We start from the raw sequence: 13,865 nt of genomic DNA, 5'->3' as shown, positions 1-13,865 counted from the left end.
TTGTTATGATGAGGGGTGCGGCAGCTGCTGCTGCAACATACCAGGCAGCGCAGCCAGCAGGGTTATTAATTCGAGGGTAATGGCGGTAATGGCCGCTTCAGTGAAACATTCCGGCCGGTAGTCGCATACCAGCTCCATGCCATCCGCATATTCGGTAAAAGTGAAATTAATATCAAAGGTTGGGGTACCGGTAGCCGTATGTGTGGCAGCAAACGGCGGCAGTGACAACGCTGTTGTCTCAAAACTAAGCAGGTGAAGGAATACTTTTCCAATCACATCATACGAAAGATCCAGCTGGTCCATGAGCAGCTCCATGGGATAAAAGCGGTGATCCAGCGCCTGCAGCACATTTTTTGCAACCTGCTGCAACAGTGCCGCTACTGTTACCTGCGGCTGTACTTTTGTACGGATCAGCAAAGTATTTAAAAACCACCCGATAAGCGCATTGGTACCGGCTGATTCACGCAGGGACACCGGCGTGCCGATGATAGTATCCTGCTGCCCGCGGCGAATCAGCAGCAGGTTCAGCGCAGTTAGCAACACAGAGAATGTGCTTACATTTTCCCCGGCTGCCAGGTTACGCACAGCGGCCAGCGTGGCCGGCGGTATATAGCTGCGGTAAGCCCGGCCAACATTAGGTCTTGCTTTGAATATAGTGCCGTAAACGGTTTGCCTTATATCTTCGGACAACGGTTTAAAGAACTGCGCGATCTCTCCGTTCAGGCATTGCCGATAGTGATGTATAACAGCGGTATCAGCGCCGCCGGCCAGTGACGTTAAAGGCAGTGGCTTAGCCAATACGCGGCTCCAGTAATCAAGATGTTTTTTTCCGGCTGCACCGGCCAGCATTTGCTGCTGCGTTGCAACATAATCGCTGAACTTTACAACAAGCGGGTCTAAGTCTATCTGCTTTTCGCTTATGATCTTTCCATACACGTAACCCAGCTCTTTTGTCAACAGCTGTAAAGACCATGCATCTGATAAAATATGATCTATCACCAGCACTACCAGGTAGCTGTCCTCTCTTTTCCGGAAAACACCTACTTTAACCAGCCGCTCATTCTTCAGGTCAAAGGGGTAAGCTTTATAGGCCTGTAATGCCCGCCGGGCCTCTTCTTCCGTTAAAGGCTCCAGGTCTGTGAAGTCTATAGTATAAATATCAGCTTCTTCATCCAGCAAACGGTATTGTAATTCTTCTTCAGCGGATACAAAAACAGTACGCAGGTTTTCATGCCGCTGCAGCAGGTATTTAAAGGTGTCACGCAATACGTCCAGGTCTATATCATTTACCTCAAACACTTTGGTCATGTTGAAAGGTATCAGCTCGCTGGCATAGATCCGCTTTATAAAAAGCCCATGCTGCCCGTGTGATACAGGATAACGGGTAAATTTTGCTTTCAGCCGCTCATAGATCTCCATGTATTCATCTGTAAGCGCAAGCATACTTTCCTGGTCCAGGATAAGGGTATGATAAGTCCAGATGAATTCAGAACAATCCGGATCCAGCTCCACCAGCGTTAACCGCAGCAATGGCCCTGCATGCAGGTCAAAAGGCCGTTCAGCATCTGCCAGCTGTAAGGCGCCCAGCAGCTGCTGTTTTACATTCCCGTGCGCTGTTCTGCGCAGGCTGTGCAGCGTATAATCTATATCCTGCGCTTTCAATACTACCTGCAGCAGGGTGCCCGACGGACGGTAATTAAATACGGTTCTTAACGGATTGTGACGGCTAATAAGCACATTCAGGCTTTGCTCCACGCATGCGCTGTCGAACCTGCCATTAAGCCGGTATGTTAGCTGGCCCGCATAGTCCGGGGTGAGGGGATGCTGCATGCAAGCCTGGTAAATATTTTCCTGCTCAGACGTGGCTTCAGAAATATCCTGGATATTCTGTTTATGTAAACGGGATAAAACAACCATGGGGTTTTAGCATTAAAACAATACTTCCTGGGATCAGTTAAAACGTTTGGCCTGCCGCGAGAACATGCGCTGCAGCAAGGACATATCTTTTACCGGTATAAAGATCTCCGCCTGCATGGTATCCGGCAATGGCATATCAGCAGCGCTGCCTGTAAGCTTGCCCGGCAGCGGCAGCAGCAATGTACGGCCGTACTGCCATTCGGGCAGCTGTACTTTAACGGAGCGGTGCTGCAGGCCGGCCGGTGAAAGCAGGGTGATATTCCCCTGCGTACCGGCGCTTATTGCGCGCAGCTCCTGCTGCGGCGCCCACTCCACCCGGAAGCTGTTGCTGCCCACACCCTGCCGGATCAGTAAAGCTTTGGTGCCTGCCACTTCCGGATAGCGGATATGTGTGGTAATGAACAGCTCAGCCAGCAGCAGGAACAATAATATCAGAAAGGCATTTTTTTCCAGCAGGGAACCGCCCCTGGACATTAACCCGGGCTCACCCCTTAACGGCTGTTTTATTGTATGCCCATTGTATGATGCTCTTTTCATAAAATTCAGACGCCTAGCTCCAGCTGGTTCCTTACCAGCTCAAAATAAGTTCCTCTTAAAGATGACAGCGACTGGTGGCTGCCTTCCTCTATAATACAGCCCTTATGCAGCACAATGATCCTGTCTGCATTCTTCACTGTGCTCAAACGGTGCGCAACAACGATCACCGTCCTGTTCCTGAAAAAGGCCTGCAGGTTATTCATGATGATCTGTTCATTATTTGCATCCAGCGCATTGGTGGATTCGTCAAAGAAAAGATAGGCCGGGTCCTTATAAACGGCCCTTGCGATCAGCAGCCGTTGTTTTTGCCCCTGGCTCATACCCATACCATCCATCCCTAACCTGGTGTCAAAACCATCCGGCAGCGATTCAATGAAAGGAAGCAGGTTAGCGGTTTTGCAGGCGGCTATTAACCGCTCCTGGTCCGGCGTTTCGTATTCCACTGCTATATTCCTGGCAATAGTATCATTAAAAACATATCCGTCCTGCAGTACTGCACCACAATTCTTTCTCCAGAAGGAAGGATTGATCTCTTCAAAAGGCTGTCCGCCAATGGTGATGTTGCCGCTATACCCATCGTAAAACTTAAGCAGTAATTTCAGCAAGGTGGTTTTACCACTGCCGCTCACTCCTACAATGGCAGTGGTTTTACCTTCCGGTATCTCCAGCTGCACATTATGCAGCACCGGTACCTGTGTGTTCCCGGGATAGGAGAATGATACCTGCTGCAGTGTAATGGTGCGGTCTTCCGGCAGCTCATCACGCAACGCCAGCGCGCTATCTTCCTCATCCTTCATGCGGTGCACTTCGTTCAGGCGTTCAATACTGATCTTGGTATCCTGCGCCACCTGCACAAAACCAATAAACTGCTCCACAGGCCCGCTCAGCTGCCCGATAATATATTGTATAGCCAGCATGGCACCCAGCGTAAGCTTGCCTTGTATAACCAAGGTGGCAACCATGAAGGTAACGGCCACATTTTTACCCTGGTTTATAAATACAGCGCCCATTGTTTGCAGCTGCCCGTAAGTAAGATTCTTAAAGTTGAGCCTGAATATTTTTGCCTGCACTGTTTCCCATTCCCAGCGCTTCAATTGCCCTGCATTTTGCAGGCGGATCTCCTGCATGCCCTGCACCATTTGCAGGGTGGCATTATTCTCTGTAGAGGAAGCATGGAACAGCTGGTAATTGATCTTCCGGCGGATGCGCAGGAAAAGCCCCATCCAAAGGAAGTATAATACCATACCTGCACAAAATACCAGGAAAAGCTGCAGGTGATACATCATTAACACTACGGCAAAAACCACGAAGTTCAAAAGGGCAAACAGGGTATTTAGCGCAGGGCCGGTAAAAAAACTTTGTATCTGCCGGTTATCCTGCACCCGTTGCATAATCTCACCCGTGTGCTGCCGGTCAAAATAGGAAAGCGGCAGGCGGGTTAGCTTTATCCAGAAGTCAGACAGTATAGCAATATTAGCTATAGTGGATATATGCAGCAGCAAACGGCTCCTGATAAAGTCCGCCGTTACCAGGCTGAAAATAAGCATGCATTCGGCGGCCAGTATTACTTGTATGTAGCTCATGCTTTGCATAGAGATACCGATATCCACGGTAGCCTGCATCAGGAAGGGGAAAATAAGCTGCAGGAAAGCGGTAAGCAATAAAGCCATGAATACCTGCGCGCCCAGCCAGCGTGATTGACGGAAGTAACCCATTACCAGCCGCCAGCTTAAACGGCTGCTGGTTCCGGTAACCTCCTCCTTTAGCTGCTGGTCAAAATTGAAGGAAGGCTCCAGCATTAATATCGTATCCTCTTCTGTAAAAGTGTTCCATAGTTCTTTTAATGCCCTGGCACTGTAACGGGTAACCGTATTGCTTTCCAGGTCATGCAGCCGGTAGCTGCCGAAGGGCTGCCAGCGCGGGCTGCGCATTAACAGCACATACCTGTTTTGCAGCTTGCCTATGCAGGGAAAAGGTACTTCTTTCTGCAGCTGGCGGAAGGCGGGTTTAATACACCGGGCCCTGAAGCCCAGCTTCTCAGCGGCTTCACTTATGCGCGTAATTTGGGTAACATTACGGTGCAGGCCTGTAAAACGCAGGAATGCCGCCTCCGTATATACCTTACCGTAATAAGCTGTTACCAGGTACAGCGCAGCTACGCCACTGCCGAAAGCCGGTATTTGCGGTGTATTTTGCTTATTTTTCACTGCTGCAGTTGATTATTGTAATACTTGTTGTTGCTTATGAAAGCAGGTATTTACCGTTACCTGGTGCTCACCGGCATCGTCCGTTAATAATATATTACTCCCGTGTATTGGAACGCCATTCAGCAGAATATCCGCATCTTCATAGCCTGCGCGGGTATTGCAAACGGTAATATGATAGGTAGTGGCGCCATAGCGGTAATCCAGCGAAAACTGATCCCAGCTTCCGGGAATACATGGCTGGAAGCTAAGCCGGTCCCCCTCACGCTTTAAACCCAGCAAATATTCCAGCACAAGGCGGTATAACCAGGCAGCGCCTGCACCGCACCAGCTCCAGGCTGCGCTGCCGGCGTAAGGTCCGGCGGTATACAGATGCGCACTAACCAGGTAAGGAGCTCCCCGGTACGTAAGCCGTTGTTCCGGCGTATGATTCTTTAATACCGGGTTTATCATTTCAAGCAGCTTCCATGCGCTTTCACCGTCTTCCAGTTTTGCAAAAGCCATGGCCATCCATATTGCAGCCACGGTATCCTGTCCGCCATTCTCACCCATACCGGGTTGAAGGCTGCAAATATCACCGGTATGTGTTTCCTGTATATCATACGCGGGGTACACGCTGTGTACCAATCCGCGTTTATCATCCACCAGTTTTTCATACGCTGCTTCCAGCGCAGTTTGCGCATACTCCCGGCTTACCAGGGAAGACAGTACCGACCAGCTTTGTGTTATATTATCAATACGGTTCCTGATACCGTCTGCTGCGCCTATAGGCAAGCCGGTATCGGTAAGCGCGCGGAAGAACCACTCATTCCCCCAGCTGTGCTGCATAACCTGCTGCTCCAGCTCTTTGCGCTGTTCCAGGCAATAATCTGCAAAAGCAGGATCTTTATACTTCCTTGACAGCGTTGCAAAATCTTTTAATACCCATCCCAGTAAAAAGGAGGCCCACACACTTTCTCCCTGGCCGCCGGCGCCGGCTTTGTTAAGATTATCGCCCCAATCTCCTGCACCTATTAACCGCAGTCCGTGTCTTCCCCTGCGCAGCCCGTGCTGTACCGCCTTTACACAGTGTAAATAAAGAGAAGCTACTTCGGAAGATGGTTTAAAAACATCATAGCAGGCAGCTTCTTCATCCTGTAAAACGCTGCCGGATAAAAATCTTACCTGTTCGTCCAGTATACCCAGGTCGCCGGTAATGGTGGTATAGTAACAGGTAACCAACGGCAGCCAGAGGAAATCATCGGCGCTTTGAGTTGAAAGGCCTTCTGATCCGGGTGGATGCCAGAAATGCAACACGCCTCCTGCAGAGAACTGTTTGCCGGCAGCCATTAGCAGCTGTTCTTTCGCCAGCACCGGGTTAGCGTGCACCACTCCCATAATATGCTGCAGCAGCTCGCGGAAAGAGATGTCGCCCTTGGCATGCTCATACGCAGTATGGGCCGTTAATCCGCCGGTAATGTTCTGGTATTGCAGCCAGCCGTTGATCAGTGTATTAACCGTGTGATCCGGTGTGCGCACCTGTACGGCGCTCAGGGTACGGTCCCAGTACTGTGTTATCCGCTCTTTTGCGTATTGCGCGGCAGCCGGTCCGCTACAGGCGGCAATGGTAGCTGCTGCCTCTTCCCTGCTTTTGCCGGCGCCCAGCAGAAAGCTCAGGGACTGTTTTTCACCCGGCGCCAGCTCATGCAGGCATTGCAGGGCCGCACAGGCATCCAGGTTAATACCGCTTACGCCGGATAATGTTGCAGCATGCATAGCTGCAGGCGTACGTAAAGTACCGTTCCGGCCTATAAAAGAGGTGCGGTCTGCAGTGTATGCTGCCAGCTGCCCGCTGGTACAAAAAAAGGCGGTGCAACCGGGAAGGTGCAGCAGGGAGGGGTTTACCGCATATATTGCATTACAGCTTTCATCAAAATCAGTTTCAATAAAACGCCCTGCCTGCAGCTTGGTTTGCCCCAGCACCCACTCCACATAACCGGTAACAGCAATGCGGCGCGGCCTGCCGGAACAATTGGTGAGCTTTATTACCGTATAACGCACCGGCGCTTCTATATCCGCATACATCGTTACTTCAGACTGTATGCCATGCTCCTCATGCTCAAATACCGTGTACCCGTATCCGTGCCTTGTAACATACGGCTGCGCAGAAGTAAAGGGCCCCGGCATGGGCGACCAGTAAATGCCATCATCTTCATCACGCAGGTAAAAAGCTTCTCCTGAAAGATCGCTTACCGTATCATCGCTCCATAATGTAAGCCGGCATTTATAAGCGTTCTGATACCAGCTGTAGGCCGGCCCGCTTTCGGTAACCACAGTGCCGAACAATGGATTGGCCAGTATATTTACCCAGGGTTGCGGCGTACGGCGGTTTATGCCGGTGTGTATAATAAATTCCTTACCGCTGTCGTCAAAGCTGCTGTGCGCCAGCCCTGCAGGACCATCTGTATCCGGCAGCCTTATTTCCGGCGGGGCCGTAAGCGCATGCTGTGAAGGGAAATAGTCTGCCAGAGAATCTTTTGCTCCGTCTATGACCATACAGGCAGCTGTTTGCATCAGGGCCATATCGGTATCTGTTACGGCGCCGGTAATATAAATACCTCCGGAGCGCTCCGGCGAATCATGTGCCGCCAGCAGCTGCAGCAGCTGCTCCTGTAAAATATGGAACTGATCACCGCTGCACTCGTTCACGATCATCATATTCACCGGCAGCCCTTTCATACGCCAGTAGTAATGAGCGGAAAACAGCTGTGCTGCAAGGTGTGCTTGCGCAGCGCTGCTTATACGGCATAAGATCAACGGCAGGTTTCCGCTAACATTGTATTTCCATAATACGCTATGCTGCATATGCTGCTGCTCTCCTGCATTTTTAATGCCCCGCAGTGGCGCATGGGAAAAGAGGACTGCACCGGCCAGGCGCCTGAACAAAGGTATTTCTTCCGCCGCCGCACCGCTGTTCTTCAGCACTACGGCGCCATACAGGTCGCCCAGGTTCATTAAGCGCTCCCGCTGTTCGCAGGGGCGATATTTTTGCAGTAACGCCGTGCAGGCGGCCTTGCTCCTGGCAACGCCCTGCATCATGTCAATCACGGCTGTTTCACCAGGTGCCAGCTTAATGCGGTACTTAATAGCAGCAATGGGGTCCAGCACCATACCGCTGCTGTTGCCAAGCGGCGCTGCAAACGCCACGGCCTGTGGGTTAGCAGTACTGCGCGCCCGGCCAATGAACTTTAAACGGTCTGTTTCGTAAGATACCTGTTGAACCCCGCAATGCTGTACATACATGGCATGAAAAAAACAGGGGCCGGGCAGCTGCGTGCTCCGCGGCCTGCGCTGGCAAAGAATAGCATTATGCGCCTGCAGCACCTCCGTAGATACAAACAGGTTGTTAAACGCGGGATGCGAAAGATCCTCTCCTTCTTTGCTTAATACGATCTCTGCGTAGCTGGTTATTTCCAGCATGCGGGCAGCACCGCCCGGGTTATGTAAGGTGGTTCTCCTTATTTCCGCATCTTCATCCGGCAATACCATCACACGGGTTGTAGTGTGTATCCCATGATCCTTCCGGGAAAAGCTGGCGTCTGAAAGGGAAAATGCAACACTATACTCCTCAGCATTACTGCGTGTAGGCTGATACGTGGCTGACCAGTAATGCGGCGCTTCCACATCCTTTATATAACAGTACGTACCGTAATTATCCAGCGTACTGTCTTTCCGCCAACGGGTTATTTCCGTTTGCTTGCGGCGGCTGTACCCCGCGCCTGCAGCGGTGATCATGAGGTGGTAGCTGCCATTGGACAACAGCTGTATTTCCGGCAATGGCGTATGCGGGGATGTTATGATCTCTTTTACAGCAGGTAATGCCGGGCCGGCGATTGCCGAAGCTACCTTCACGTTATTCCGCTGCGGTGTATAGGCTGCGGCAACGTTCAAGCGCTCTTCCAGCAAATGCAGGCTGGTTTTAAAAACCGGCACAGCGGTGAAACGGCGCTGCATAATATTGTTGTGCAACACACTGCTGACCGCTAACAGGCTCATGCCCTGGTGATGTGCCATAAACGTTTGCACAATCTCATGGGCCTGCGTACCCTGGCGCCTTTCCGGCATATAATCAACAGCGTCATAAAAACCGTATTTACCTTCCGCACCTGCTGCAGACAGCCGGCGCAGGTTATTGCAGGCTGCGGCCGGCGCCAGCTGCATGGCCAGGAAAGAAGCATAGGGCGCCACCACCAGCTCATCCCCGCGGTTATATCTTATGCCCAGCTGTGGTACGCCAAAGGGAGCATAATGATAGTGCAGGTGTATATCCATCTCGTAAAAAGCAGATTCCGATATACCCCAGGGTATGTGATGTTTTTGCCCGTATTCTTTTTGCACTGTAAGGGCGGCTTTACAGGCATGATCCAGCAGGGAATCTTCATAAAGCGGCATTACCAGGGAAGGCATCATGTATTCAAACATGGATCCCTGCCATGACAGCAGCCTGTAACCGCCGGTATCGTGCACCAGCGGCCTGCCGGTAGCAAACCAGCTGTCTTCCGGCAGCTTGCCTTGCGCAACGCCTGCAAATACCGCCATGCGGGCTTCTGATGCCAGCAGGTCATAGTACCCGCTGTCTGCCACACCGGTATCTGCATTGTAGCCAATTACCAGCAGCCGGCGCTGCTCATCATACAGGAAACTATAGTCCATATCTGCCATAGCAGCACATTGTGCCACAAGGGTATTGATCAGGGTTATTCTTGCAGCTGCATCGGCAGCAGCCCGCTCCATATCCGGCTTTACCAGCTGTAACCAGGCCTGCACTTCCGTGTTACCTGCATTCACCAGCCAACCGGTGTTTGACGGCAGCAGCGAAATATCCTCCAGCGTAAATGATGCCATACGCCGCAGGCATTCGCGTGGTAAAAATGATGGCGCAGAAAACAACCATGGCTGCAGCTGCAACATTTCTTCGCGCAGGTCCCCGGCCTGCTTCAACAACGCCGCCAGCCAGTAAGCAGTTCTTTCATCCGCATCGGGCGGCAGCTCTTTTACAAGCACGCCTGCCAGCTCACATAACCGCAGTATCACCGGCCCTTTATATGCCGCATGTACTAATTGCGGCAGCTGCCGTTTGAAAGCTGTAAGGGCCGGGTGATGATCTTCTCCCGTTTCCTGCAGCTGTGCAAGCGTATCTTCAAATCCCTGTACCAGCTGCTCCCATGCAATGGCCGGCTGCTGCAGCAATGCATTTATGCCCTGTTGCAGCGTTAACAGGTAACAAAGCAGGTTGCCGCTGTCAACAGTGGATACGTAGTGTGGCTTTACTGCTTTTAAGGAATGTGTATCATACCAGTTAAAAAAATGTCCGCGGCACTTTTCCAGCTTTTCCATTGTATGCATGGACTGCCGGATCCTGTGCAGGAAAGCGCCTGTTGTCAGGTAGCCAAGATCGCAGGCAGAAAGGTTGGACAACAGCATCAACCCCATATTAGTGGGCGATATACGTGGCGACACATTGGTTACGGGTGCTTCCTGGAAATGGTCGGGCGTAAGCCAGCTGTTATTCTTCCCGGTAAAATGTTCAAAGTAGCCCCATGTTTTACGGGCTACCTTACGCAGGTACAGGCGGTCTTCAGGAGTAACGGCATCAACGTTGCTCTTCCGGCGCTGGCTCAGCCTCCAGGCCACTACCGGCGATAATGCCCAGGCGCCCGCATACAAAGCTGCCATAACAAGCTGCGGCTGGCGCTGTGCAAACCACATACCCGCACCTATGCCCAACGCAATACAGGGTGCTATATACATCTGGCGCAACATGGCGTACAGGCTAACAGCGGTGTATGCGCCGGCGCTATCCGTTACATCCCATTCCAGCAGCCTGCGTTTGGTGATCACCATGCGCAGGCCGGCCTTCAGGATGGCATCAGCAAAACGTGCTGCTTCGTAGGGCAGGCATACCAGGTGGTAAGCACCGGCAGGCACTGTTTTACGCAGCATACTCCATAGTGACTGCCAGTATGCGAACGTGAAACACCTGCTGATCCGGCTTATCATCATTATCACCGCCGGTAACAGTGCCTGGCACATAAACACCAGCGCTACAAACAACATCCAGCCCGAAACAGTGGCTGCATTAAAGAATGCGAGCCCCAATAACAGCAGGGCAGCTATTGGCAATATGCTCCGGCGCAGGTTGTCAAATATTTTCCATTTGGATAAAATAGATAATGGATTCTTTTGCAATCCGTTTAAACCTGGTACCAGCGGCAGCAGCCACCTGGCTATCTGCCAGTCGCCGCGTATCCAACGGTGGCGGCGTTTCATATCACGGGTATAATCCACCGGAAACTCTTCCCGTAATACAATATCACTTACCAGGCCGGAACGTACATAACAACCTTCCAGCAGATCATGGCTAAGAATGAGATTATCCGGGAAACGATCCTGCAACACACTCACGGCAACGTCTATATCATAAATCCCCTTTCCTATAAACGATCCTTCTCCAAACAGGTCCTGGTATACGTCAGATACCGTACAGGTATAGGTGTCTATCCCCGGCTCACTGCCATACATATAGATGTAGGGTGAATATTCTGCTACAGGTATGCTCAGGCTGATACGCGGCTGCAGCATGCCATATCCGCTGGTAACACACTTCCTCTCAGCATCCAGCACCGGGTGGTTTAGCGGGTGCGCCATTACCCCTACCAGCTTACGGGCGCTGGCAGGTAACAGCTGCGTGTCCGCATCCAGCGTGATCACATATTTTGCCTGTTGCAAAGGGCTTATATCTCCGCTAACGGGTAAAAAACGGTGCAGACGTTGTCCGCGGAGTAATGCGTTCAGATCTTCCAGCTTACCCCGCTTTCTTTCATGGCCCATCCATTTTTTCTCAGCGGCATTCCATTCCCTTTTTCTGCACAGCAAATAAAACACCGGCTGGCCCGGAGCAGCATATTGCTCATTCAACCGGTTAATGCAGCTTAACGCGTACTCCAGCAGTGAAGCATCTTCCGGCAGCTCTGCCTGCGCTGCATCACAAAAGTCATACAGCAGGCAATAAAACAGCTGTGGATCTTTATTACCGAGATAATATACTTCCAGGTCGTTAGCCAGGGATAAAATGGTGTTTCTCCCGGTAAGCATAGCTGGTACCACTATCAGGGTACGGCTGGCTGCAGGAATACCGTTCTTGAGATCAAGCCGCGGCAGCCTTTGGGGCTGCAGCAGGCAGGAAAGGCAATAGTTCACTGCAGTAATACTCACCTGGCTGATACACAATGCGGCCAGGGCTAATACCGTCCAGCTTAACCAGCCGTTCTCCCAGCCAGCCAGCAGGTATTTTTTGGTTAATACCGTTCCTGCAATAACCAGTACAGTAATGGCAGAAAGATAACATACTGCGGCATGCTGCCGTAACAGCTTAAGCACTTTTTCTGCAGGGGTATACTGCATGCCTGTTTTTGCTTCCAGTAATGAGCGGCCATTACCCAGCAGGTAAAATCCAACATGTTTTGCTGCATCCGGTAGCTGCACACCGGCTGCTTCGGTAAGAGCAAGGGCATGTGCTGCAACCAGGGTTTCCGGCAGCAGGCTGCGTGCTGCAATATTGCTTACCTCCTTCCGGTAGCTGTTACATGTAAGCGCATCCATTTGGGGGTATATGCCTGCAGGTTCGCTCCGGAATGCCTGCTCCACAGCGCAAACGGCTGATACGAACTTTTGCCAGTCCGAATTGCAAAGTATACGCAGACCGTCAATATATTTTTTCAGGGCACCTTTGTCTGCCAGCCGCTGTGCTTCAGTAACAGCAATGTCACCTGCAGAAAGCATATTATTGGTAATGCCGGTAATTCTCTCCAGCAATACTATACGCATAACGGCTTGCATTTCATCCAATTCACGTATATGCAATACCGTTATTTCCTGGTATGCCTGCACATACGCGGTAACCGCATCCATACTTATATTTCCACCGGCATATGCCACAATATTATCCGCTATTTCATATATGCGGGGTACCGGCTGGTGATTTGCGCCTGTTATACATACCAGGTGCCGGTCTGCCTTACGGTAAGCCCATGAAATGGCCACCCGCAGGTGCTCCTCCATTACGTAAAAATGATCCAGCCACCACATCTCCACAGCATCCTGCCGGCCGGCTGCTTCCGTCATTTGCAGACGGGTATAGGCGCGCCTTAGCGTACGCCGGTTATCCAGTAGTTTCTTATAAAGATAGCTTCCCCCCTTCCCCGGCTGTATCACATGGCTTTGCGCCTGCAAATGCGCCAGGTTATACAGCGGCTGTTTTGCTGCAGCCGCCTGCTCCGCCCGCGTATCCTTAAGATCTTTACTACCCATTCAGTCCCGGGGTTGAAGGAGTGATGCTGATATCTTTTAACAGGATCTGTCCTGCAATAATGCGGGCGTTTTCATTTCCCCGCATCCCATGTCCATCCTGCAGCTCAATAGTGTTAACACTTTCCCCATAGGGCGCCCATCCCATAGCCCCTGCCTCATGCTCCTCGTTCTGAGCAGAACGGAATATGATCAGCTCACCCTGTAATTTTACATCGGGGTGATAAGACATATGAGCGTTGTAGATACGCAGATTAATCAGGCTGGTGGTAAAATCAATGTCTTCACTTTTTTCCGGCAAATGTTCTTTGAGCAGCTCCGCAATTTTACCGGCCAGTTGCTTCAATGGCAAATCGTACAGCTCATCTGCCAACCCAACAAACCATTCAGGGAATGGGTGCCGGATAATGTCAAAGTCACGCAGGTAATCGGCCGCCAGCTTTAAGGCATTGATCTGTGCATTCTCGTCAATCAGGCAGTGTAAGGTGGCGTATTCATCCAGTATGGCAGTAAATGCCACCTCATCTCCCTTCTGCTCCAGCTGCCGCGCCATTTCAAAAGCAGGATAGGCGCCGAAAGAATGGCCGATCAAACGGTAAGGACCTTCGGGCTGCACCTCTTTCATCCATTTTATATTAAGCGCAGCAATGTCGCTGATGGTTTCCAGCGGCACCTCACCCGGCACCGTGCCATACATTTCAGGACAATAAACGCAATAATTATTTTGCAGCTCCAAAGCCAGCTCATAGTAATCATTACTTAAGCCACCGGCGCCGGGTATAATAAATACCGGCGGCAGCTCCTTATCCTGGCTTAACATAACCAAATGTTTATTCCCCATGACAAATAACGTTTGTTACA

The 13,865-nt window shown here is 51.3% G+C and carries 5 protein-coding genes; all 5 read right to left on the bottom strand.

The window, feature by feature from the left end; genetic code table 11:
- Positions 1-3 precede the first annotated feature (3 nt).
- Genes BMZ54_RS25985 through BMZ54_RS25965 form a run of 5 tightly spaced genes read right to left on the bottom strand, consistent with a single transcriptional unit; the run spans position 4 to position 13,824 of the window.
- Complete coding sequence (locus BMZ54_RS25985) at positions 4-1,917, bottom strand: condensation domain-containing protein (protein WP_089918992.1); 1,914 nt, start codon at positions 1,915-1,917, stop codon at positions 4-6.
- A 33-nt stretch (positions 1,918-1,950) separates the two neighbouring features.
- Positions 1,951-2,454, bottom strand: a complete 504-nt coding sequence (locus tag BMZ54_RS25980; RefSeq protein WP_143081135.1) for a hypothetical protein — start codon at positions 2,452-2,454, stop codon at positions 1,951-1,953.
- Positions 2,455-2,459: 5 nt separating this feature from the next.
- The gene (locus BMZ54_RS25975) at positions 2,460-4,661 is read right to left on the bottom strand and encodes a peptidase domain-containing ABC transporter (protein WP_202909361.1); all 2,202 of its coding nucleotides are present in this window, start codon (positions 4,659-4,661) and stop codon (positions 2,460-2,462) included.
- 12 nt (positions 4,662-4,673) lie between these two features.
- The gene (locus tag BMZ54_RS25970; protein ID WP_089918988.1) at positions 4,674-13,007 is read right to left on the bottom strand and encodes a GH36-type glycosyl hydrolase domain-containing protein; all 8,334 of its coding nucleotides are present in this window, start codon (positions 13,005-13,007) and stop codon (positions 4,674-4,676) included.
- A complete protein-coding gene (locus tag BMZ54_RS25965; RefSeq protein ID WP_162277673.1) occupies positions 13,000-13,824 on the bottom strand; it encodes a thioesterase domain-containing protein in 825 nt (274 codons plus the stop codon). The genes BMZ54_RS25970 and BMZ54_RS25965 overlap by 8 nt, the downstream gene beginning before the upstream one ends.
- Positions 13,825-13,865: the final 41 nt, after the last annotated feature.

Origin of the sequence: Chitinophaga rupis (assembly GCF_900109685.1) — a bacterium.
GTDB lineage: Bacteria > Bacteroidota > Bacteroidia > Chitinophagales > Chitinophagaceae > Chitinophaga > Chitinophaga rupis.
This window is presented reverse-complemented; position numbering and strand designations above follow the sequence as displayed.